The sequence below is a fragment of the Chryseobacterium tagetis genome (assembly GCF_016735585.2).
In the GTDB taxonomy this organism is placed as follows: domain Bacteria; phylum Bacteroidota; class Bacteroidia; order Flavobacteriales; family Weeksellaceae; genus Chryseobacterium; species Chryseobacterium tagetis.
The window spans coordinates 660444-684266 of record NZ_JAERSE020000001.1; the positions used below are offsets into that span (position 1 = coordinate 660444).

Annotated in this window: 24 protein-coding genes; 14 read left to right on the forward strand and 10 right to left on the reverse strand. The window is 33.7% G+C overall.

Going from position 1 to position 23823, the window contains the following annotated elements:
• Nucleotides 1-9: 9 nt before the first annotated feature.
• Nucleotides 10-1086, reverse strand: coding sequence for a chryseobasin maturation metalloprotease ChrP (gene chrP, locus JI747_RS02810; RefSeq protein WP_225686141.1), 1077 nt, complete (start codon nt 1084-1086; stop codon nt 10-12).
• A 51-nt stretch (nt 1087-1137) separates the two neighbouring features.
• On the opposite strand from chrP, the gene JI747_RS02815 reads away from it, so the two are divergent.
• Nucleotides 1138-1842 (forward strand): DUF4294 domain-containing protein, encoded by a 705-nt coding sequence (locus JI747_RS02815; protein WP_225686143.1) that lies wholly within the window; start codon nt 1138-1140, stop codon nt 1840-1842.
• 30 nt (nt 1843-1872) lie between these two features.
• On the opposite strand, the gene JI747_RS02820 is transcribed toward JI747_RS02815, so the two are convergent.
• Both JI747_RS02820 and mnmD read right to left on the reverse strand, forming a co-directional pair.
• Entirely contained in the window at nt 1873-2289 is a 417-nt protein-coding gene (locus tag JI747_RS02820; RefSeq protein ID WP_225686145.1) for an NUDIX hydrolase, read from the reverse strand.
• Between the two features lie 173 nt (nt 2290-2462).
• Nucleotides 2463-3137 (reverse strand): tRNA (5-methylaminomethyl-2-thiouridine)(34)-methyltransferase MnmD, encoded by a 675-nt coding sequence (gene mnmD, locus JI747_RS02825; protein WP_225686146.1) that lies wholly within the window; start codon nt 3135-3137, stop codon nt 2463-2465.
• An 84-nt stretch (nt 3138-3221) separates the two neighbouring features.
• Here mnmD and JI747_RS02830 point away from each other — a divergent pair, with 84 nt between their 5' ends.
• The 4 genes from JI747_RS02830 (at nt 3222) to JI747_RS02845 (ending at nt 7067) form a co-directional block, all read left to right on the forward strand.
• Nucleotides 3222-4292 (forward strand): branched-chain amino acid aminotransferase, encoded by a 1071-nt coding sequence (locus tag JI747_RS02830; RefSeq protein WP_225686147.1) that lies wholly within the window; start codon nt 3222-3224, stop codon nt 4290-4292.
• 446 nt (nt 4293-4738) lie between these two features.
• Nucleotides 4739-5251, forward strand: coding sequence for an FKBP-type peptidyl-prolyl cis-trans isomerase (locus JI747_RS02835; protein ID WP_225686148.1), 513 nt, complete (start codon nt 4739-4741; stop codon nt 5249-5251).
• An 81-nt stretch (nt 5252-5332) separates the two neighbouring features.
• The gene (locus JI747_RS02840; RefSeq protein WP_225686786.1) at nt 5333-6370 is read left to right on the forward strand and encodes a peptidylprolyl isomerase; all 1038 of its coding nucleotides are present in this window, start codon (nt 5333-5335) and stop codon (nt 6368-6370) included.
• A 118-nt stretch (nt 6371-6488) separates the two neighbouring features.
• Nucleotides 6489-7067, forward strand: a complete 579-nt coding sequence (locus tag JI747_RS02845; protein ID WP_225686149.1) for a hypothetical protein — start codon at nt 6489-6491, stop codon at nt 7065-7067.
• Between the two features lie 54 nt (nt 7068-7121).
• Here the strand turns inward: JI747_RS02845 and JI747_RS02850 are convergent, their stop codons facing one another.
• From JI747_RS02850 to JI747_RS02870, 5 genes are read right to left on the reverse strand one after another with little or no spacing between them, the layout of a single operon-like run.
• On the reverse strand, nt 7122-7697 hold the full coding sequence (locus tag JI747_RS02850; protein WP_225686150.1) for a hypothetical protein: 576 nt from the start codon (nt 7695-7697) through the stop codon (nt 7122-7124).
• Between the two features lie 36 nt (nt 7698-7733).
• On the reverse strand, nt 7734-8315 hold the full coding sequence (gene nudK / locus JI747_RS02855) for a GDP-mannose pyrophosphatase NudK (protein WP_225686151.1): 582 nt from the start codon (nt 8313-8315) through the stop codon (nt 7734-7736).
• A 14-nt stretch (nt 8316-8329) separates the two neighbouring features.
• The gene (locus JI747_RS02860) at nt 8330-9241 is read right to left on the reverse strand and encodes a TIGR01777 family oxidoreductase (RefSeq protein WP_225686152.1); all 912 of its coding nucleotides are present in this window, start codon (nt 9239-9241) and stop codon (nt 8330-8332) included.
• 12 nt (nt 9242-9253) lie between these two features.
• Nucleotides 9254-9598 carry a hypothetical protein gene (locus tag JI747_RS02865; protein WP_225686153.1) on the reverse strand — a complete coding sequence of 115 codons (345 nt, stop codon included), beginning with the start codon at nt 9596-9598 and terminating at the stop codon, nt 9254-9256.
• A 5-nt stretch (nt 9599-9603) separates the two neighbouring features.
• Nucleotides 9604-10206, reverse strand: a complete 603-nt coding sequence (locus JI747_RS02870) for an HPP family protein (protein ID WP_225686155.1) — start codon at nt 10204-10206, stop codon at nt 9604-9606.
• Between the two features lie 174 nt (nt 10207-10380).
• Between JI747_RS02870 and JI747_RS02875 the strand changes: the two genes are divergently transcribed.
• The 3 genes from JI747_RS02875 (at nt 10381) to hisS (ending at nt 12718) form a co-directional block, all read left to right on the forward strand.
• Nucleotides 10381-10713 (forward strand): single-stranded DNA-binding protein, encoded by a 333-nt coding sequence (locus JI747_RS02875; protein WP_225686157.1) that lies wholly within the window; start codon nt 10381-10383, stop codon nt 10711-10713.
• A gap of 37 nt (nt 10714-10750) precedes the next feature.
• Nucleotides 10751-11203, forward strand: coding sequence for an HRDC domain-containing protein (locus JI747_RS02880; RefSeq protein WP_225686160.1), 453 nt, complete (start codon nt 10751-10753; stop codon nt 11201-11203).
• A 165-nt stretch (nt 11204-11368) separates the two neighbouring features.
• On the forward strand, nt 11369-12718 hold the full coding sequence (gene hisS / locus JI747_RS02885; RefSeq protein ID WP_225686162.1) for a histidine--tRNA ligase: 1350 nt from the start codon (nt 11369-11371) through the stop codon (nt 12716-12718).
• An 87-nt stretch (nt 12719-12805) separates the two neighbouring features.
• On the opposite strand, the gene JI747_RS02890 is transcribed toward hisS, so the two are convergent.
• A complete protein-coding gene (locus JI747_RS02890) occupies nt 12806-13468 on the reverse strand; it encodes a TerD family protein (protein WP_225686163.1) in 663 nt (220 codons plus the stop codon).
• Nucleotides 13469-13674: 206 nt separating this feature from the next.
• Between JI747_RS02890 and JI747_RS02895 the strand changes: the two genes are divergently transcribed.
• Nucleotides 13675-14475 (forward strand): class I SAM-dependent methyltransferase, encoded by an 801-nt coding sequence (locus JI747_RS02895; protein WP_225686164.1) that lies wholly within the window; start codon nt 13675-13677, stop codon nt 14473-14475.
• A gap of 45 nt (nt 14476-14520) precedes the next feature.
• Here the strand turns inward: JI747_RS02895 and JI747_RS02900 are convergent, their stop codons facing one another.
• Nucleotides 14521-14757 carry a YtxH domain-containing protein gene (locus JI747_RS02900; protein WP_225686165.1) on the reverse strand — a complete coding sequence of 79 codons (237 nt, stop codon included), beginning with the start codon at nt 14755-14757 and terminating at the stop codon, nt 14521-14523.
• A 319-nt stretch (nt 14758-15076) separates the two neighbouring features.
• On the opposite strand from JI747_RS02900, the gene glgB reads away from it, so the two are divergent.
• The 5 genes from glgB to JI747_RS02925 all read left to right on the forward strand — a co-directional run bounded on the left by glgB (nt 15077) and on the right by JI747_RS02925 (nt 23808).
• Entirely contained in the window at nt 15077-17017 is a 1941-nt protein-coding gene (glgB, locus tag JI747_RS02905; RefSeq protein WP_225686166.1) for a 1,4-alpha-glucan branching protein GlgB, read from the forward strand.
• A 50-nt stretch (nt 17018-17067) separates the two neighbouring features.
• Nucleotides 17068-18477, forward strand: a complete 1410-nt coding sequence (locus JI747_RS02910; protein WP_225686167.1) for a glycogen synthase — start codon at nt 17068-17070, stop codon at nt 18475-18477.
• Between the two features lie 17 nt (nt 18478-18494).
• A complete protein-coding gene (locus JI747_RS02915; protein ID WP_225686168.1) occupies nt 18495-19760 on the forward strand; it encodes a glucose-1-phosphate adenylyltransferase in 1266 nt (421 codons plus the stop codon).
• 70 nt (nt 19761-19830) lie between these two features.
• Nucleotides 19831-20871, forward strand: coding sequence for an SRPBCC domain-containing protein (locus JI747_RS02920; RefSeq protein ID WP_225686169.1), 1041 nt, complete (start codon nt 19831-19833; stop codon nt 20869-20871).
• 123 nt (nt 20872-20994) lie between these two features.
• Nucleotides 20995-23808: a 2-oxoglutarate dehydrogenase E1 component gene (locus JI747_RS02925; RefSeq protein ID WP_225686170.1), complete on the forward strand. Its 2814-nt coding sequence runs from the start codon at nt 20995-20997 to the stop codon at nt 23806-23808.
• Nucleotides 23809-23823 lie beyond the last annotated feature (15 nt).

Here is a 23823-nt window from a genome sequence, read left to right on the forward strand (position 1 = left end):
TTATTTCTTTTAATGATACTTCAGTTTCATTTCCGGCTGTATCTTCAGAAGGGTTTCGTAGATAAGCTTAATAACGTTTCCTACGTCTTCTTTAGAAACCATTTCTACTGTGGTATGCATATAGCGCAAAGGTAGGGAAATTAATGCACTTGGTACACCACCGTTAGAATGGGCAAAAGCATCGGTATCAGTTCCTGTAGCTCTGCTTGCAGCAGCACGTTGGAAAGGAATTTTCTTTGTTTTTGCAGTATCAATAATTAATTCTCTTATGGTATGGTGAATACTGGGCGCAAAGAAAACAACCGGACCTGCTCCACATTTTTGATCACCTTCTTTTTTCTTCTCAATCATTGGAGTAGTGGTGTCGTGGGTAACGTCTGTCACGATGGCAATATTCGGTTTGATAGTATCAGCAATCATGTCCGCTCCATACAAACCTACTTCTTCCTGTACGGAATTGGTAATGTATAAACCAAAAGGAATAGTTTTTTTGTTTTCTTTTAAAAGTCTTGCCACTTCAGCAATCATAAACCCTCCGATTCTGTTGTCTAGAGCACGGCAAACGAAATATCTGTCGTTCATTTCGAAAAACTCATCAGGATAAGTAATCATGCATCCTACATAGACTCCCAGATCTTCAACCTCTTTTTTGGAAACAGCACCGCAATCGATGAAGATATTTTCAATTTTTGGAGTAGGCTCATTTTGATTGGCACTTCTTGTATGAATGGCCGGCCAGCCGAAAACACCTTTTACGATGCCTTTTTCTCCATGAATATGAACCACTTTTGAAGGAGCGATTGTTTGATCTGAACCTCCGTTTCTGATTACATAGATCAACCCGTCATCTGTAATATAATTTACATACCATGAGATCTCATCTGCATGAGCTTCGATTACCACTTTGAACTCCGCTTCAGGATTGATGATTCCGTAGCAGGTGCCATAATGATCAACTTCTATTTTGTCAACATAAGGGCTTATATAATCCATCCAGATTTCCTGTCCTTTATGCTCAAAACCAGTAGGAGATGCCGTATTTAAGTATTTCTCTAAAAACTTTAAAGATTTCTTTTCAAATTTCATAAAAAGGAATGATTTTTGTAAGTAATTTTTGTTCTAATAAGTGTAAAAATAATGAATTTTAATAAAATTATTTGCCTTTTTCTTTTCTTTTTTGGAGTGGGTGTTTTTGGGCAAAAAGATTCTCTCGGGAATATTCCGTTAAGCCAATATCCACCCGAACTATTGAAAGTAGATGAATTTGGAAATAAATATTATTATGATGAAAGGCAAAAAGCCAAGTTTTATGAAATAAATGGCGAGACAGTTGTTGTAATGGATGAGTTGACGCTATTAAACAAACCTAAGTTTAATAACCAGCTGGATAAAAACTATTATTACTTTCTTAATAAGAAATTATACAGGGTTTATCCGTTATTTGTAACAGCTTTAAGCCAATATCGTGATATTCAAAAAGAAATGAATAATTTGGATAGTAAAGCGAAGAGAAAATATGTAAGAGAAAGACAGAATATGTTGGCGGATCAGTATGAAAAGCAGTTGAGAGATTTGACAACTACGGAAGGACAGGTTTTTGCCAAGCTTATGAACAGAGCAACCGGTCAGAACGTATATGAGATCATAAAAGAACTAAGAGGAGGATGGAGCGCGTTTTGGTGGAATGTAAAAGGAAAAATGGCAGATATAGATTTGAAAGATCAGTATAATCCCCATGTAAACAGAACGGATGAGTTTCTTGAGTCACTGTTGCAGTCTAACTGGAATTCCGGTTTCCTTCAACCTTATCCCGGAGCTTATCAGTTTAAAGTAGGAAAGTAAAAAAGCTATAAAAAATTCCTGTAAATTTATTTACAGGAATTTTTCTTTTAATTTATCAAAAACAATTTTGTCAATAGGTAAAGGAAATGGATTGTCGGGTTGTTCGATATCAATCCATTCTACTTTTTCTATACATGGATCGAGAATCAGAAAATCTTCTTCATTGATAATGTTTACAAGATAATATATAGTAAGCAACTGCTCATTTTCTCTGAAACGAGAAACTAAAAAATCTTCCTGCGTATAAAAATGCTCTGCAATTTCAACTTTTACATTGAGCTCTTCATCAAATTCACGATGAAGGCATTCTAAAACTCCTTCACCATATTCTAATCCTCCTCCTGGAAATTTCATTAAAGCTTCACCTGCATACTCTTCAAATAAGGTTAATACCTTTTTGTCTTTTACAGCACAAGCGTATACTCTAATGTTGATCTTATCTATCATATATAATAATTTGTACAGCTAAAATAAGGAAATTTGGAGAGAAGTTAAAGATTAGAAGTTAGAAATTAGTTTGTAAAATATATTGAGTTGAGTTTCGCTTGATATCATATATATTATATTACCTTTTACTTCTCACTTCTCACTTCTCACTTCTTACTTCTTACTTTTTGCTTCTATAATTTAACCGCATTAATCATTTCTCTTTTTCCGGGAGGACCTTGTTTCTTTTCCACTTTAAAATTCAGTTCCTGAAGGATCCTTCTCACACTACCTTTTGAAGAATACGTTGTTAAAAGTCCGTTAACCGGCATTTTGTCAGCAACCATTTCAAATAAAGGTTTTTCCCAAAGATCTGGTTGTACTCTGGCTCCAAAGCAATCAAAATATACGAGGTTGATCTCAGGTAACGCTATGTTTTTCAGGTCGAAAAAGTCACATTCTATCTTTTTTAGGTTAAATCCTTTAACGATTTCTACTGGCTTTTCCCATTCTGCCAAATGAATTTTTTGATAAATATTTTTGAATTCGGGATTATCAAAAAGCTCGAAATAAGCCAAATCCTTAATTTCGGATTCATTTATGGGGTATTTTTCCAGTGAAAAATAGTTGATGATATGATTTTTGTCAGTTTTTAAATATTCATTAATTGTTACTAAAACATTTAAACCTGTTCCAAAACCTAGTTCTAGAATATTAATTTCGCAATCATTTATTAAATTTAGTCCATTTTTAATAAACACGTGTTCTGCTTCCTGAAGCGCACCGTTGTGAGAATGGTAGTTTTCATTTAATTCATTAATAAACAATGTTTTACTTCCGTCTTTTGTGGTTTTTATTTCTCTTTTCAAGCTATTTTTTCACAAATTTACTCTAAAATTTTTATATTTAGAAAATTATGTTAAATTTGTAGAACATCATAAAAAATTTTAGAAATGATAATTCAAAAAACTGAAAACTCCAGAATTTCTACATTCGACCCAAACAATTTTTCATTTGGAAATACTTTCATTGATCATATGGTGATTTGTGAGTATGAAAATGGGAAGTGGGGTGATGTGAAATTAGTTCCTTATGGTCCAATACTATTTACACCTGCAATGATGGGAGTAAATTACGGACAGGCTTGTTTTGAAGGTATGAAAGCCTACAAAGACAAAGACGGACAGGTTTTCCTTTTCAGGCCTGAAAAGAATTTTGAACGTATCAATAAATCAGCGAAACGTCTTGCTATGCCTGAAGTTACAGAAGAAATGTTTTTGGATGGGTTGAAAGCTTTGGTAGATATTGACAGAGATTGGATTCCTCAAGGTGAAGGAATGTCTTTATATATAAGACCATTGATTTTTGCTACGGAAGAAGCACTGAAAGCAAGAGTAGCTGAAAAATATATGTTTGCAATTGTAGCAACACCTGCTAAAATGTATTATACTGAGCCTGTTTCTGTGAAAATTTCTGATCATTATTCAAGAGCTGCAAATGGTGGAGTAGGTTCTGCTAAAGCTGCCGGAAATTATGCTGCATCTTTCTACCCGACTCAGTTGGCTATTGAAGAAGGATATGACCAAATTATCTGGACAGATGACGCTACTCATGAATATTTCGAAGAGAGTGGAACAATGAATGTATTTGTAAGAATTAACGATACGATTTTTACACCACCGACTTCTGAAAAGATCTTAGACGGTGTTACAAGAGACAGTTTCATTGCTTTGGCGAAGAAAAGAGGTTTTGAAGTAAAAGTAGAACCAATTAAAGTAAAAGATGTTGTAGAAGCTCAGAAAAACGGAACTTTGAAAGAAGTTTGGGGAGTAGGAACAGCAGTGGTAACAACAGTTTTCCAGGCTTTAGGATATAATAATGAAAAACTGGAATTACCAAAACTTTCTGCTGAAGAAAGCTATGCAGAAATTTTGAAAAAAGATCTAGTAGATTTACAGACCAATCATTCTGAAGATACATTCGGATGGAGAGTATTGGTAGATCACGTATTGGAAACGGTTTAATTTAATTCAATAAAAATCTATATGAAGTCGGGAATTTTCCCGGCTTTTTTTGTTTTAAGTTATGCTATTTTGGCTTTTGTCATTCTGAAAGAAGTGAAGTGGATTGAAGAATTTCGAGTTTTAAGTTACTGAGATTCTTCCTTCGTCAGAGTGATAATAGGATTCTTAATAATTTAATTTTTAAACGCAAAGGAGGTATTTTAAGTTCTTATTATTTAAGTGAGCAAAGAGTAATCAATTTTATTGATTTTAATAGCTGGCTTCATCAGCTATTTTATCGCAGTCTTTGCTCCTTTAAAAATATTCGGTAAGAAAAATAAATCTTTGCGTTTAAATAGATGTAATATATTATAATCATATTATTTCAAAAATGGTAAAACTTTTAATTTAATAAGTTCGCGAACTTTTGTAAATAATTCCCGAAATGTGTATTTTCGCAAATGTTTATGAAAAAAATACTCTTCATATCTGTATTGGGCTTATTGAGCTGCAATAGAAATACACAACAGGCACATCCTCCTGTAGGTGGTGTTTTAAGCAAAAGTGATCTGGATATTTCCAGGGAAAGAATGAAAAATCTGAATGCTTTGGAAAGAAACCAGATTCAGGATTGGATTGGCGGACAGACTGAAAAATTTTACTCAACGCAGCTTAATTACTGGGTAAATGCTGAAGGTTTTGATAAGAGAGCAAGAAGACAGGACGAAAGCGTTATTTCTTACTCTTATGATCTTTACGATTTTGATCAGACCAAAATTTATGATCAGCCTGTTGGAAGAAGAGATGCTAAATTCGGACATTTTGATGAATTAAAAGCGGTAGAAAATGCTTTACGTTTTATACATGATGGTGAGGAAGTTACACTTTTAGTTCCATCTTCTCTAGCTTACGGAACTTTCGGAGACGAGAAGAAAATTGAGAACGACATCCCTTTAATCATAAAATTAAAAGCTTTATAATAAATGAAATTGTTTAACAAGAATATAATTCTGGCAGCGGCAAGTATTTCGCTGATGAGTTGTACCCCAATTTATAAAAAAATGAACGTAGACAAAGAAACTTACGAAGGTCTTAATGACGGGCTTTATGCCAATATTCAAACGACAAAAGGAAACTTGATCGTAAAATTTGAAGACAAGAAAGCACCTGTAACTGTAGCGAACTTTATTGGTCTTGCAGAAGGTAAAATCGACAACAAAGCGAAAGCGAAAGGAGTTCCTTACTATGACGGAACTATTTTCCACAGAGTGATCAAAGATTTTATGATTCAGGGAGGAGATCCTCAAGGAACAGGAATGGGAGATCCAGGATATAAATTTGAAGATGAAAGAAACGACCTTAAACATACTGGGAAAGGAGTTCTTTCTATGGCGAATTCTGGCCCTAATACAAACGGATCTCAATTCTTCATTACTGAAGTTGCTACACCTTGGCTAGACGGAAAACATACAATCTTCGGAAAGGTAGTAAAAGGTGAAGATGTGATTGATACAATCGCAAATGTAGAAAAAGGACCACAGGATAAACCTAAAACAGACATTGTTTTAGAAAAAGTTTCTATTTTCAGCAAAGGTGACGAGTACAAAAACTATGATCCTGCAAAAACTTTCAACGAAGGAAAAGCTAAAATTGCAGAAAATAACAAAATTGCTATTGCTAAAGAAGAGGCTGACAAAAAGAAAAAAGAAGAAGAGTTTAAAGCAAACCAATTGAAAATGGTTGAAGATCTGAAAGCTGGAATGCAAAAAACAGAATCTGGGCTTTATTATAAAATAACAAAAACAACTACAGGAAATGCTCCAAAAGCTGGTGATAATGTATCTGTACATTATGCTGGTAAATTGGTAGACGGAACTGAGTTTGATTCTTCATTCAAAAGAAATGAACCTATCGAAATTCCAATCGGAATGGGTAGAGTTATTAAAGGATGGGATGAAGGAATTCTTTTATTAAAAGAAGGTGAAACTGCTACATTATTGATTCCACCTGCAATGGGTTACGGAGAAAGAGGAGCAGGAGGAGTAATTCCGCCAAATGCTTGGTTGATTTTTGATGTTGAGCTTGTAAAAGTAAAATAATCGAATCTTAAAATATTTTAAAAGCCGTCCGAAAGGATGGCTTTTTTTCGTCTATTCAAAATGTATCTTGTAACGATCCTCCTAAATTCATCGACATATATACCAAAAAAGTGTAATAATGATGAAAACCAAATCACTTCTATTTCTATTCGTAATGCTGTCATTTATTTCTTTTGCTCAGACAAAAGTGAATACAGACGATCTGGCAATAAAGAAAAACCTTACTTATTTTGTAAACAGTATTAAAACTAAAAAAATAGATCAGGCGGTAAACTGTATTTATCCTAAGTTTTTTACGATCGTTCCTAAAGAACAGATGACCCAGATTTTAAATCTGACGTACAACAATCCGTTTATGAAGATTGAGATGCAGGATCTTCAGTTTGGGGCTATTGAAAAACCAGAATTAATTAATGATGAATATTTCTCTATTACCAATTATTCTTCTAAGCTGAAATGTAATGTAAGCTCTATGAATGAAGAAATGAAAAAGCAGATGAATGCAGCTTTAGTAAGTAAATACGGTAAAAATAACGTTAAATATTTGGCGAATGAAGGCACATATATCATCAATGCTAACATGAAAGCTTGTGCAGTATCAAAAGACAGAAAATACTGGAAGTTTGTGATCCTTGAAAAAGAATACAAAACAGAATTGGCAAAAATACTTCCTAAAAAAGTTTTGGATAAGATTTAGATTTTGGTATCAATAAACAGCCCTCTCTTGAAAACAAGAGAGGGCTGTTTATTTTTATTCAATTTGTTTCAGGTAAGTTAAACTTGATCCTGCTACAAATTCATTCAAAGGAGTATTTTCTTTCGCGCTTTTATTGGTAAGTTCAATGAAATACAGAATGGTACTGTTGATTCTGTTATCTTTAAACGTTATTTTGAACCTTTTAGCTTTAGGATTGGAGTCCGCAAATGACAGTTCTTTAATATTGGTCAGGTTTACATTATTTACATCGAAACTGGCACGAGGATCTTTCTGAAGCTTTAGAAATCTTTTCTGTGTTTTATCTGTGGTTTCGACCAGGAATTTTTCCATTTGATAATCGGTCAGCAATTGCGGATAAATAAGACCTTCTTTTAATACAGAAGCTATGGTCTTATCTGATTTATCATAATAAATAATCTTATCATCAAACTGTACTTGCGTATCTTTCACGGTTATTTTTCCTTCGAATTTTTTATAATTCTTTTTTTTATATTCCGTTTTAAAACGCTCAATAAGAGTCTGATCTTTGGAACTTAATGGTTCTGTTTTTTGCCCGAAAGAATAAACAGATAATGATAAGCATAGACTTAATGATAGTAAGAGTTTCATAATTTCAAAATTTAATTTTTACGTGGTGTAAGAATCCTACAAAATATTTTTTAAGCGGAGATATTGAATCAGCATGATGGTTTTGGCATCTTTAATGTCGCCTTTGTCGATCATATCAAGCGCTTCTTCAAAAGAAAGTTCCAGTACTTCAATATTTTCACCTTCCTCTTCAAGACCGCCCCCGTCTGCTATTTTCATTTCATTTGAATATTCTGCGATAAAAAAATGAAGAATTTCAGTAACTGAACCGGGGGACATATAAGCTTCAAATACTTTTTTAACTTCAGAAATTTTATAACCTGTTTCTTCTTCTGTTTCTCTTTTGATACACTCTTCCGGGTGACCATTATCTAATAAACCTGCACAAGCTTCTATAAGCATTCCGTCAGTATTTCCGTTAATGTAGGTTGGCAAGCGGAATTGTCTGGTAAGAATAATGGTTTTGTGGGCTACATTATAAAGTAAAATAACAGCTCCGTTTCCCCTGTCATACGCTTCTCTGCTTTGGGTTTCTTCACTGCCGTCTTTCTTTTCAATACTGAAGGTTACTTTTTTCAAAGTATACCAATTGTCAGATAGTATTTCTGTGTTCTTAATCTTTATTTTTGGATTTTGCATCTGCAATTTTACTTTTATCTCTTTTTTAATAATAAATCTTCTAAACTGTTTTTTAAATCAGGGAATTCAAACCGAAAACCCGCATCCTGAATTTTTTGTGAAGAAGCTCTTGATCCTTCTAATAAAGCATCTGCTAATTCACCAAAGATAAGTTTTAATACGAAAGCTGGGACATTTGGCATAAAGAGAGGCTTTTGCATTGTCTTAGCTATTTGTTTTGTCAAATTTTCATTGGTTGTCTGCTCCGGAGAGTTTGCGTTGTAGGCTCCGTTTATATGAGAATTTTTCAAAGCAAATTCATAAATAGAGCATATGTCTTTAATATGAATCCATGGCATGTATTGTTTTCCGCTTCCCAATGCTGAACCTATGCCATATTGTATCGGAGGAAGCATTTTCTTTAAAGCCCCTTCTTTTTCTGAAAGTACAACTGCTGTTCTTATTTTCACCACTCTTTCCGCAAGATTTTGGATATTAAATTCGTCTGCAGCTCTTTCCCATAGAATAACAACTTCGCTTAAAAAATCATTTCCCGGCGTGTCATTTTCAGTAAATATTTTTTCGGAAGTTATTGTTCCGTAATAATTAATTCCTGAAGCAGAAATGAAAGATTTTAGTTTTATATTTTTTTTCCTTACAGTATCCAAAAGAAGCTTTGCAGAATCGACACGGCTGGAAATAAGTTCTTTTTTTCTTTCTGAAGTCCATCGTTTTTCTGAAATATTGGCTCCTGCAAGATGAATAATATGAGAAACGTTTTCTAAAGCAGATTCATCAATAATGCCATTTTTCACATCCCATTCAAAATCATTTTCATGTTTTTTACTTCGGGTGAGAAATCTTACTTCGTAATCATTGCTTATTTTTTTTGAGAGCTCCTGAGCAATCAATCCGCCGGCTCCTGTAATCAGTACTATTTCTTTCATATAGCAAATCTTTTAGGCTTGATTTTTTACAATAAGTATATAATTATCTTCCAGTATTTTATAGCCGTAGTCGTATATGAATTTATATTCTGCACCGTTTTTATATACTTTAATATTGGTGAAATAATTGAAATCAAAACCTAAGCCATCTAACTTTGCCTTTGCAATTTTCGTTTTCCCTTCCGTGTTTATATCAATCAGAATACGGTAGTTTTTGCGCAATTTGTTGTTGATATTGCGCATCAGGTTATTAGAATCTTTATTCTGCTTATTATTGTAGGCATTTCTACAGGCATCGTTGCAGAATTTTTTATCTGATCTGCCGATAATTTTTTCACCGCATTCTAGACAATTCATAATTTTTATTTTTTCATTTTGTGTGGATGTGCATGTTTTTTCTTTAATAACCTTTTAAACCTTGTATGATTAGGATAACTTCTGTTAGGAGTTAAGTTATTAAAAAACAGGGCAACAAGTAATAAGATAATACAACCCGATAAAACAGGAGATAAAACATACCAATATCCCAATTCCGGAATTTTTCCTGTAGAACTTACAGCTATAAGCGCAGTTGCTCCTCCGGGAGGATGTAAGGTTTTGGTGTATTGCATTAAAACAATTGAAAATGCTACTGCTAAAGGAGCAGAAAGCCAGATAATGTCAGGAACGATTTTGTAAACGGTAACACCTACCAAAGCAGAGAGAACATGACCTCCAATTAGATTTCGAGGTTGAGCCAATGGACTTTGAATAGCTCCGTAAATTAAAACACTTGATGCTCCAAAAGAACCAATAAGAAAAATATTTTCTGTTTCCAATAAGGTATGAGACTGTATAAAGGCAATGATTCCAATCCCAAAGAAAGCACCTAAAAATGACCAAAAATGTTCTTTATAGTCTATTAAGGTTTCTTTATAGATCACATATTTTGAGACTCTTAATGTTCTTTTAAAAGTTTTCTTCACAATTTTCTTTTTATAAGCTAAAGATACAAAATATCCGTTTGCAAACGACTACAAATGAATTTAAATGATTTTTAACCGATTCAAGATGCAGATTTCCAGAATCTTTGCAACAGAGATTTGAGAAAACAGTGAGCGTCTCTTATCTGATTGTTGAATTTATAAAATAATAAAATTATGTCACTAAGAAACAAAGTAACATTGATTGGTTACACAGGAAAAGAAGTAGAAATTACAAATTTCGAGAGTGGAAATAGTAAGGCAAGCGTGTCTTTAGCTACCAATGATCATTATACGAACGCAAAAGGAGAGAAAGTAGAAGAAACACAATGGCATAACCTGGTTGCATTTGGAAAAACTGCTGAGATTTTTCAGAAATATGTTCCCAAAGGAAAGGAAATTGCCATAGAAGGAAAATTAACGTACAGATCATATGATGACAAGGATGGAATTAAGAAATATATTACAGAAATAAGAGTAGACGGGATCTTACTTTTAGGAGGTAAATAATATTACTAGTATTAAAATAATTAAAAACACACATCAGATGAAAATTAAAGTTTTAAAAGTGAGAATTGCAGAAGAATTTCTGCGCATCGATCAAAAAAATATTGATCAGTTTCTGAATGAACATCAAATACTAAACGTTGAAACTGCTTTTGTGCATGATGAAAATTTTTGGTCGGTTATCTTTTATTATGATGAAGTTAAACATTTAGTAAACAGTGTAAAAGACACTAAATATGTAAAATATTCTGCCGAAGATGAAGCTCTGAATGAAGATGATATTAAAATATTAGATGCATTGAAACTATGGAGATCAGAAAAAGCCAGAGAACAAAATCTTCCTTCCTATTTTATTGCAACCAATAAAGAACTGACTTCTGTTGCCAAATATAAACCAGTTAAAAAAGAAGAATTATTAGATATCAAAGGTTTCGGAAAGCATAAAATTGAAAATTACGGAGAAGAAATTTTAGAAATTTTAGAAAGCATATGATTAAAAATTGAAATAAAATCAAAACAAACACAAACACAAATGATGATTTATTATTTCCAAAGCCAAAGGATGTATTTCTTTGGCTTTTTGATGACGGAAAAGTCTTTGTAAATCCTTACTTTTGCATACACAATCATTTATCAACTATCAATCATCATTTATAAAATGAAACCAAGTTTAGCGAAAGGAACGAGAGACTTTACAGCTTTAGAAGTTTCCAGAAGAAGATATATTATCAATATTTTACAGAAAAATTTTGAATTATTTGGTTTTCAGCCATTAGAAACGCCTAGTTTTGAAAACCTGTCTACATTGACTGGGAAATATGGTGAAGAAGGAGATCGCTTAATTTTTAAAATTTTAAATTCAGGAGATTATACTTCGAAAGTCAATCAGGAAGACTGGGAAAATAAAAACCATCAGAAACTGACTTCTCAGATTTCAGATAAAGCCCTTCGTTATGATCTTACCGTACCTTTTGCAAGGTTTGTTGCCATGAACCATGGAAAGCTAACGTTTCCTTATAAACGTTACCAGATTCAGCCGGTTTGGAGAGCAGATCGTCCTCAAAAAGGAAGATTTAGAGAATTTTATCAGTGTGATGCAGATGTCGTAGGAAGTGAAAGCCTTTGGCAGGAAGTTGAATTGATACAGCTTTATTTGAAATCATTTTCACAACTGAATGTTTCAGTAACGATTCACATCAACAACCGAAAGATTCTTTCCGGTTTAGCTGAATACGCTGGAATTACAGATAGGCTTATTGATTTTACGGTTGCTTTGGATAAGTTAGATAAAATCGGAAAAGATGGAGTTGTAAAAGAACTGTTAGAAAGAGGAATTGCTCAGGATTCTATTGATAAACTTGATTTCCTGTTTAATCAATCGAATGATGCCTTAGAAAACCTTCTTCAACTGAAAGAAAAATTCGCAGGAAATGAAACCGGATTGAAAGGAGTTGAAGAGCTAGAATTTGTTCTTACACAATCGGTTAATTTAGGAGTTGATATTCAGAATCTTGTTTTTGATATTACTTTGGCAAGAGGTTTAGATTATTATACAGGTGCTATTTTTGAGGTAAAAGCAGATGAAGCACAAATGGGATCTATTGGTGGTGGAGGTAGATACGATAACCTTACCGAAGTTTTTGGAGTAAAAAATGTTCCGGGAATTGGGATTTCATTCGGTCTAGATAGAATTTATCTTGTGATGGAAGAGTTGAATCTTTTCCCTGTAGAAGCCACAGCAAATATTGAATATCTGTTTGCTAATTTCGGAGGAGAAGAAATACTGGAATCTTTGAAGCTGATTAATCAGTTACGAGAAAAAGGAATTTCTGCAGAACTCTATCCAGAAAATGCTAAATTAAATAAACAATTTACATACGCAGAAAAGAAAGGAATTAAAAACCTTGCTTTTTTAGGCGAAGAGGAGATTAAAAATGGCACAGTAAGATTTAAAAACCTAGGAACAGGTGAGCAAACAACAATTTCTCAGCAAGAGTTTTTAGGATAAATCATATTTAGATAAAAATTAAATTCCGGCCTATTCATATAAGAATAGCCGGAATTTCTTTATATATTTTATTTACGTTTTACTTATTTAAGAAAAATATTCCTGCCACTTTTTCTGCATGACAAGTTTTTTATCCTGTAAATTCTTACCAATCGCTTCAAATTTCCATTCATGATTTACCTTTAGGAGCCTGCCTAAAAGTAAGGTCCCTTTTTTCGCTGAGTCTTCATCCTTTGGAATTTCAAATTGAAAATGTGTTTCTGTGATCTGATGAATATTTCCTTCATACATCTGTACGGTTACAGAAGGGATTAGGGAAAGATCTATAGTATTGATTTTTTTAGGATTAATATGAAGGTAAAAAAAGATTTGATCAATTTCAGAATTAATCTTTTCTAAATTGATGTTAATTAATTTTTTATCCGAATTTTTTAAAGAAGGAGTACTGTTTTCCTGATATTTAAAAGCTTCGTCTTTGGAAATCAATTTTCCCAATGGAAGATTGTTTTGAATAAGCCAGCTGTTATACTTAGGTAAATGGATCCAATCAATTCTATCTTCGTTTTTATCGAACATAGAGCAAGCTAATTCAAGATCAATTTCTGGTACATTTTTTCTGTTAAAAAGACTTTGAAAAAAAGGTAAGGATAATTTTACCGTTGGCCAGCTCACCCCTAAACAGAAGTTAGTAAGGTTTTCTTCAGTGTTTTTTTTTAGAGTAAAGAAATCTCCCTTTTTTAAGTTTAACATGAGCATGTTTTATTTTTGAATAATGATCGTTATTTAGTTTTTATAAATTCCAGTTTATTGTGTTAGTTACAAATGTATATATTTTTTTGCGTATTGAACTGTGAATTTATGTAAAAAAAATGTGAATTTTTACAATGATAAGGTTTGTTTTCATTAATTAGTGATATATTTGGTAATGAAAAAGTATTCATATTATAAATAACATAATGGAGAATTATTTGGAGATTAACAAAAGATCTTGGGACGCAAAAGTTGAATTGCATCTAAAATCAGATTTTTATTTTGTAGATGAATTTATGAAGGGAAGAACTTCTCTAAATTCAATAGAATTAGAGCTTTTGGGAGATATTACAGATAAAAGAATACTCCATTTACAATGTCATTTTGGGCAAGACTCAATTTCTTTATCCAGAATGGGAGCGAAAGTTACCGGCATAGATTTATCAAAAAAAGCAATCGAAACAGCAAAAGATCTGGCTCAGAAATGCGGGGCAGATACAGAGTTTATTTGTTCTGATGTTTATAGCCTTCCTGATTGTTTAAATGAAAAATATGATACAGTTTTTACCAGTTATGGTACAATTGGCTGGTTACCTGATTTGGATAAATGGGCAAAAATTATAAACCATTTTCTGAAAGATGACGGAAAATTCATCATGGCAGAGTTTCATCCTGTTGTCTGGATGTTTGATGATGACTTTACAAAAGTTGCCTATAATTACTTTAATGAAAAACCTATCATAGAAACCTATGAAGGAACTTATGCCGATCAGTCTGCAGATATTAAACAGGAATATATAATGTGGAATCACTCTTTGGCAGAAGTACTTCAGAATCTCATGAAAAACAATATTGGACTTCAAAGCTTTCAAGAATATGACTGGTCTCCTTATCCCTGCTTCAGGCATGTGGAAGAATTTGAGAAAGGAAAATGGCGGATTCCGCAGTTCGGAAATAAAATTCCATTGGTGTATGCTTTACAGGCACAGAAAAAGCCATCATTATGATGGCTTTTTCTGTTGTGTATATGAATGTTAAATTGTGTTGATATATTAAAAGTTTGAATCCTGAACTTTCGCTTTAGTTTCTTCAACTTTATCCTGAACCTGAGAAGCTACCTCATTAGCTTTATTTTTTATGTCGCTTCCCCATTTATTCAGATTATCTTTTGCTGAGTTGATTTTATCTTTTACAGCCTGCTGTTGTTCTGGGGTAGACTTTTTATATTTCCAATATGCTAAAGCTCCTAAACCTAATAAAGCCAATAAGCCATTTGTTTTATTTCCCATGATCTCTGATTTTAAAAGTTAATAATTAAGATTTGATATCATTATGTAAGTAAATTACGTGCCAAAACAGAATGGAATGTAATAAAATAATGTTAAAATTTTATTTTTACTAATTAATAGAGGGTTTTATTGAAAATATAATTTGTTAATTTGAGTAAGTCAATTTTTTTAAGTAATAAAAAGCTATTACTTAAATTTAATGATAAAAACTTTTAAAATAAAGGCGAGAAAGTTATATATTTGAGAGACATCCAAATTTTAAAATAAAATAGATTTTGAAATACTTTTTCTGATGCGTTTATTTCAAAATCATTTGAATATGAATTCCGTTAAAACATATACTCTTTTTACCGATCATGATATTTATCTTTTCAAAGAAGGTAAACATTACAGATTGTATGAACGATTTGGAGCACATTCCTTAGAGAAAGAAGGTGTTTCGGGAGTTTATTTTTCAGTTTGGGCACCTCAGGCGACAAAGGTCTCTGTGATAGGCGATTTTAACAAATGGAATTCTAAAGATCATATCTTATATCCCAGATGGGACGAATCCGGAATTTGGGAAGGCTTCATTGAAGGTTTATCATGGGGCACTTTATACAAATATGCGATTGAAACAGCACATGGTGAAATGTTGGAAAAAAGCGATCCCTATGCATTGAGCTGGGAACAAAATATACAGGCAGCTTCTTTAGTTTCTACCAATTGGTATGAATGGAATGACCAGGAATGGATTGAAAACCGCTGGAAAAACAATAGCCTGGAAGCTCCGATCTCTGTGTATGAACTACATTTAGGTTCCTGGAAAAAAAGTGGAGAAAATACTTTTTTAAATTATAAAGATATTGCAGCAGAGTTAATTCCTTATGTGAAAGATCTGGGATTTACTCATGTAGAATTTATGCCCGTGATGGAATATCCTTATGATCCGAGTTGGGGATACCAGATTACGGGTTTTTATGCAGCGACTTCACGTTTCGGTTCTCCTCAGGATTTGATGTTTTTAATTGATGAACTTCATAAGAACAATATAGGAGTTATTTTAGACTGGGTTCCGTCTCATTTTCCCGGAGATGCAAACGGACTTCATCAATTTGACGGAAGTTATTTGTACGAATATGATGATCCCAAAAAAGGATTTCATCCGGAATGGAAATCTTATATTTTCAATTACGGAAGAAATGAAGTGAAGTCATTCTTGATTTCAAATGCAATGTTTTGGCTGGACCGTTATCATGCGGATGGATTAAGAGTGGATGCTGTTACTTCAATGCTTCATCTCGATTATTCAAGAAATGAAGGAGAGTGGGAACCTAATATTTTTGGAGGTAATGTAAATCTTGAAGCCAAATCTTTTTTACAAGAATTTAATACAGCTGTTTATAAAGAATTTGGTAACGCTATTATCACGATTGCAGAAGAAAGTTCAGATTTTCCCATGCTGACAAAACCTGTTCATGATGGAGGAGTGGGTTTTGGAATGAAATGGATGATGGGCTGGATGCATGATACATTGGATTATTTTGATGAAGAATTTAGCAATAGAAAATACCATCATCACAAACTCACTTTTGCGTCGATGTATATGTATAATGAGAATTATATGATGCCGCTATCGCATGATGAAGTGGTTCATGGGAAATCAAGCCTTATTTATAAAATGGTTGGAGATGAATGGCAGAAGTTTGCAAATCTTCGTACCTTGTATGTATATATGTATACACATCCAGGAGCGAAGCTTTTGTTCATGGGAAATGAATTTGGACAAACCAGTGAATGGAATTTTACTAAAAGTTTGGACTGGGATTTATTACAATATCCCGTTCATAAAGGATTGCAGACTCTTATTAAAGATCTGAATTCTATTTATAAAGAAGAACCTGCCTTTTATGAAAATCAGTTTCAGAAAGACGGTTTTGAATGGATTGAAGCGGATGATCTGGAAAATTCAGTATATGTATATGTAAGGAAAGGAAAAAGAAGAGATGATGTATTCATGGTTGTTTTGAATCTTTTGCCTAAAGTTATCGATTATAAGATAGGAGTAAGTGCAGGATCGCATTGGGAGATCATATTTAATTCTGATGATGAAAGATACGCAGGAAGTGGAGTTGCTCCGGAAGTATTTGACGAACATTATGAAGATTATATGCGTCATCCAAAATCAATAAGTATAAAATTGCCACCTCTTGCCGGAATTATCCTTAAACAGACAAAAGACAGGAAGTATAAGAATCACAGAAGTAAATTTAGAAAATAAGATTCTGAATTAATAGTAAGACACAAGAAAGAACATTTATAGAAAATTATATGACAATATACCATCTAAGTACAGAATGTTATCCGGTAGCAAAAGTAGGAGGATTAGCGGATGTTGTGGGAGCTCTTCCCAAATACCAGAATAAAGTAGAAGGAATTGAGGCAAAAGTGGTTATGCCTTGGTATAGCAAATCTTTTATATACAATCATGAGTTTGACATAGTTTTTGATGGGTTCATCCATCAGGGGCCGAATATGCTTCAGGTTCAGGTGCTGAAAGAGAAAACCGATGTATTGGGATTTGAACTGTATATGGTGAAAATTCCGGGACTTCTGGATCGTGAAAATCCTTACGGATATTCAGACGAGAGCTTTCAGTTTATTGCTTTTCAACATGGTGTTTTACATTGGTTGAGTGCAATGGAAATTCGTCCGGATGTGCTTCATTGTCATGATTACCATACAGGGTTAGTTCCTTTTATGGTTGAAAATTGTTCCGAATTTGCTTTTTTAAAAGGAGTTAAAACGATTGGAACCATTCATAATGGAGAATATCAGGGGAATATGAACTGGGAAATGGCGAAATACATCCCATCATTTGATCACTATAAATGGGGACTGCTGGATTGGAAAGGTCAGATTAATCCTTTGGCGAGCATGATTAAATGCTGTAATGCTTTTACAACAGTTTCAGAAGGATATTTAGAAGAATTATTTATTAGCTTTAGAGGCTTGGAAAGTTTGGTGCGCCAGGAATTTGGAAAAGCCTACGGAATCATCAACGGTATAGATAACGAAGTCTGGGATCCGGAAACCGATCCTATGCTGGATTTTAATTATAACATAAAAAATGCTATTGAACAGAAGAAGAAGAATAAAGAGAAAATCTGTAAAGAATATAATCTGAAACCGGAGCTTCCTCTATTTGCTTTTATCGGACGGTTTGCAAGAGAAAAAGGGGCAGATTTGTTACCCGATATGGTTTGGAGAAGCATAAAACAGAGTTATGGAGCGTTAAATGTAATCATTCTGGGATCAGGAGATGCTTACATCGAAAATAAACTGAAGGAATATGATATTACGTATACCAATTTTGCCTTAGATTTGGGATATAAAGAACAGCTTTCTCATAAAATATATGCATCGGCTGATTTCTTATTAATGCCTTCACGGGTTGAACCTTGCGGGCTAAACCAAATGTATTCTATGCGGTATGGAACCATTCCGATAGTAAGATATACAGGAGGGTTAAAAGATACTGTAGCCGATATTTCTACAGGAGGAGCAGGGCTCAATTTTGCTTTTGCAGGAGTAGATGATATGATTCATGCGATGAACAGAGCGCTAAGTCTTTACACTCAAAAAGAAGTAATGACTGACCTTGTTCATACCAATATGAATTTTGATTTCGCTTGGGAAACATCAGCGGAAAAATATTTGAAGTTATATAGTAATAGTTAAAAAAATTGCAAAAATATATGAAGTACAATGTTATTTCGATTGTTCTTGGTGGGGGAAGAGGCACACGGCTTTTTCCATTAACGTATACTAGATCAAAACCGGCTGTTCCTATTGCAGGAAAATACAGATTGGTAGATATTCCTATTTCAAACTGTTTAAACTCAGGACTGAATAAAATACTGGTACTAACACAGTTTAATTCAGCTTCCCTTAATTCACATATCAAAAACTCATACCATTTTGATATTTTCAGCAAAGGATTTGTTGATATTCTGGCGGCAGAACAAAATGTGGAGAATGATAATTGGTATCAGGGAACAGCAGATGCAGTCCGCCAATCGATGAAGCATCTGGAAAAACATGATTATGACTATATTCTCATTCTTTCCGGAGATCAGCTGTATCAGATGGATTTTAGGGAAATGCTTGATTTTCATATTGAAAAAGGAGGGGATGTTACCATTGCAACCATTCCTGTCAATGCGAAAGATGCAACAGGCTTTGGAATTCTAAGTTCAGATGATGAAGGAAATATTACTTCTTTTGTGGAAAAACCTGCTTTTGATGCATTAGATAATTTGAAATCTGAAGTTTCAGAAGAAAACAAGCACAAAGGAAAAGAATATCTTGCTTCGATGGGAATTTATATTTTCACTAAAAGTATTCTTAAAAAAATGTTTGATGAAGGAGCGGGAGATGATTTTGGAAGTGATATTATTCCAAGTTCAATCGGAAAATATAAAACATTAAGCTATCAGTATGAAGGATATTGGACAGACATTGGAACGATCGAGTCTTTTTATGAAGCTAATTTAGATTTATGTCAGGATTTGCCGCAGTTTAATTTGTTTTCTACTTCTCCAATCTATACAAGAGCGAGAATGTTGCCTCCTTCAAAAATTAACGGTTCTTATGTAAGCAAAGCGATTTTCGGAGACGGATGCATCATTATGGCAGACAAAATTGAAAATTCAATTATAGGAAACAGAACAAGGATTGATAAAGGCAGTACAATCGTGAATTCCTATATTATGGGTTCAGATTTTTATCAGAATACAGATGAAATTCTAAAAAATAATAAAAAAGGAAATCCGAATATGGGAGTCGGGAAATACTGTTACATCGAAAAAACAATTTTAGATAAAAACTGTTATATCGGAGATAATGTAAGAATTATAGGAGGAAAACATTTAAAAGACGGGGATTACGGAACCCACTCTGTTCAGGACGGAATTGTAGTGGTGAAAAAAGGAGCCGTTTTACCTCCGGGAACTCATATTTAATAACGTTCTTTAACATAAACAAGTGATCAGGTATATTGGTCACTTTTTTTATTTGTATTACATTTGTGCAATGCGTTTTTTTAAAATCTTAGCGGTAATTGTTATTCTGGTGGTGGGAGCTTATGCTTCTTCCATGTATTTTTTTGTAGAGGAAAATAAAAATTTTCAGATTGAAAAAGAAATTGATTATCCTGTAGATAAGGTATTTTCTCAATTCAATAACTTACAGCATTTCACGCGTTGGAACAATTTTTTTACCAGTTCTAAAAGCATAGACATTGATTATTATACTCCTTACGAAGGAAGAGGAAGTTCCATAAGTTATGTGGATACTAAAAACGAAAGAGGAGGAGAAATGTTTATCCGTTATGAAAATCAAAACAAAACTCTAAAATACCAGCTTTTTGAAGATAAAAATGAAAACCCTACGTTGGTAGATGTTAAATTTAAAGAGGTTTCTCCTGAAAGAACAAAAATTACATGGTATGTTCATACCCCAAAACTTTCGGTGCTGAGAAGAGTTGAAAACTTTTGGACGGAAGACAGATTTGCTGAAAATATTGATAAAAGTATGGCCAATCTTAAAAATGTTTTAGGAAATAAAGTAGAAAAAGACAACCAGATGGCTGCCATAAAATACGATAGTCTGATGGTTGAAAAAGAAGAAGAGAAGGTCGTATTGGGAATTAACATCAGTACTTCGAATAAAAAAGACGCTTTATATAAAAACGTAGTGATGAACTATAATAAAGTGTATAACTACGTAAGCATGGATTTGGGTAAAAAAGATGACGAATTCGGATACCCTGTTTTGATCACAGATGCAGACAATTATAAAGATAAAGAGGTGTCTTATTTTATAGGGATCCCCTTATCTAAGAAAATAGGAATTACAGATAATAACTTTAGTTTCAGAACGATAAATCCTACACAGGATTATATTATCTACTATAAAGGAACTTATGAAGGAAGAATAAGAGCAATTCAGCAGCTTATTCAAAAAGCAAAGAAAGACGAAATGCGTTTTGGGGATATTCGCCAGACTTTTATAGAGAGACCTACAGAAGATCACAATGTGAATATGAAGTTATCTTTGTCAGTTTATAAGTAAATTACTGAAATATATCATTTTTATAGTTATTTTTAATAATTTAGGGCTGCTTTACATCTGTTTTTTTATTAAATTTGAAGATTAATTCTACAAATAAATTTTAATAATAGATAAACTGTAATAATGGACAGATTTTCATTCCTAAACGCAGCTCATTCTCAGTTAATTGAGGATTTATACCAACAATATTTAAAATTCCCAGACTCTTTAGAACCATCATGGAAAGCCTTCTTTCAAGGTTTCGATTTTGCTTTAGAGAACTATGGTGATGATGAAAGTATTCAATACATTCAGGCTTCGGCCCCATCTGCACCTGCAGTACAGCAAATTTCTCAGGCGGCTGCCAACGGAGAAGTTCCTGAACACATCAAAAAAGAATTTAAGGTAGTCAACCTTATTGAAGCATACAGAACAAGAGGGCATTTGTTTACAAAGACAAACCCGGTTAGAGAAAGAAGACATTATACTCCGACTTTAGATATCGAGAACTTCGGTCTAGACAAGTCAGATTTAAATACAAAATTCAACTGTGCTGTTGAAACAGGAATGAAAGGACCTGCAACATTACAGGAACTGATTACACACTTAGAAAACATTTATTGTGATTCTATCGGTGTGGAATATATGCACATCAACAACGTTGAAGAAAAAGATTTCATCAAGCAATGGCTTCAGGTTAACGAAAACCACCCGAATCTTTCAGCGAATGAAAAAACAGAGATTTTATTAAAATTAAATCAGGCGGTAGCTTTTGAAAACTATCTTCACACAAAATTTGTTGGACAAAAAAGATTCTCATTAGAAGGTGGTGAAACTTTGATTCCTGCATTGGATCAGTTGATCTCAAGATCTTCTCAACTTGGAGTTGATGAAGTTGTTCTAGGGATGGCTCACAGAGGGAGATTGAATGTGCTTACCAATATCTTCGGGAAATCTTACAAACAGATCTTCTCAGAATTTGAAGGAAAAGAATTTGAAGAAGATGTATTCTCGGGTGACGTTAAATATCACTTAGGATCATCTAAAAAAATCAAAACGGCTTCCGGAGAAGAAGTTGCCATTAACTTGACTCCGAACCCATCTCACCTTGAAACGGTTGCTGCTCTTGTAGAAGGAATTTGCCGTGCAAAAGTAGATAACAAATATAAAGATTACGCAAAAGTGCTGCCAATCATCATTCATGGGGATGGAGCAATTGCCGGACAAGGTATCGCTTACGAAGTAGCTCAGATGATGACGTTAGAAGGATACAGAACAGGAGGTACGGTTCATATCGTTGTAAACAATCAGGTTTCATTTACAACCAACTATATGGATGCACGATCTTCAACTTACTGTACAGACATTGCAAAAGTTACAGAATCTCCTGTAATGCATGTAAATGCGGATGATGCAGAAGCTGTAGTTCACGCGATTCACTTTGCTGCTGATTTCAGAGCGAAGTTTGGTAAAGACGTTTACATCGACTTATTAGGATATAGAAAATATGGTCATAACGAAGGGGATGAGCCAAGATTTACTCAGCCTAACCTATACAAAACAATCTCTAAGCACCCGAATCCAAGAGAAATTTATAAAGATAAATTATTGAAGGACAGCATTACTTCAAACGAAGTTATTGCTAAAATGGAGGCTGATTTCAAAGCACTTTTAGATAAAGATTTTGACGCTTCCAAAGAAATTGAGAAAAATGTAATGGATCTTTTCATGGCAGAAGACTGGACAAACTATCCGATCGGAAAGAGAGGAGCAGTTCAGGATGCTGTTGATACAAAATATGACTTAGAGAAGCTGAAAGAATTGGCAATTAAAATGTCAACACTTCCGGCTGATAAAAAGTTCTTGAATAAAATCACAAGACTTTTCGAAAACAGACTGAAAGCTATCGAAGGAAACTCATTAGACTGGGCTTTGGGAGAGTGGTTGGCTTATGCAACACTTCTTGTGGAAGGTCACAACATAAGAATTTCCGGAGAAGATGTAGAAAGAGGAACATTCTCTCACAGACATGCTGTTGTAAAAACTGAAGATACAGAAGAAGAATACGTACCGCTAAGACACGTTTCTGAAAACAGATTTGATGTATTCAACTCTCACCTTTCAGAATACGGAGTTTTAGGTTTCGATTACGGATACGCGATGGCTTCTCCTAATACTTTAACAATTTGGGAAGCTCAATTCGGAGACTTCGTAAACGGAGCTCAGATCATTGTTGACCAATATTTAGCAGCTGCAGAAGAAAAATGGAAAATTCAGGACGGTTTGGTAATGTTATTGCCTCACGGTTCAGAAGGACAGGGTGCAGAACACTCTTCAGCTAGATTAGAGAGATTCTTAACGCTTTGTGCTAACGAAAATATGGTAGTTGCGAACATCACTTCGCCTGCAAACTATTTCCACTTACTAAGAAGACAGTTGAAATGGGCATTCAGAAAGCCATTGATCGTAATGAGTCCAAAATCATTGTTAAGACATCCAAAAGTGGTTTCTCCGCTTGAAGACTTCTCAAACAAAGGATTCCAGCCGATTTTAGACGATCCTACTGCTGATCCTAAAAAAGTAGAAAAATTGGTTCTTTGTTCAGGTAAACTATACTTCGAACTATTAGCTAAAAAAGAAGAATTAAACGCAGAGAATATCGCGTTAGTAAGATTCGAGCAATTGTATCCGTTACAAACAGATGCTATTGAAGCTATTTTTGCTAAATATGAGAACAGAAAATCTATTGTTTGGGCTCAGGAAGAACCAGAAAATATGGGAGCTTGGTCTTATATCTTAAGAAACTTCAGAGATACAGGAATTGAGGTAGTAGCTCCGGTACCAAGTGGTGCTCCGGCTCCGGGAAGTCACAAAATGTTTGAGAAAAACCAAAACGCAGTGATCAACAGAGTATTCGACAGAGATGATGCTCCTGTAAAAAGACCTGTAACAGCTTAATTATAAATAATAATA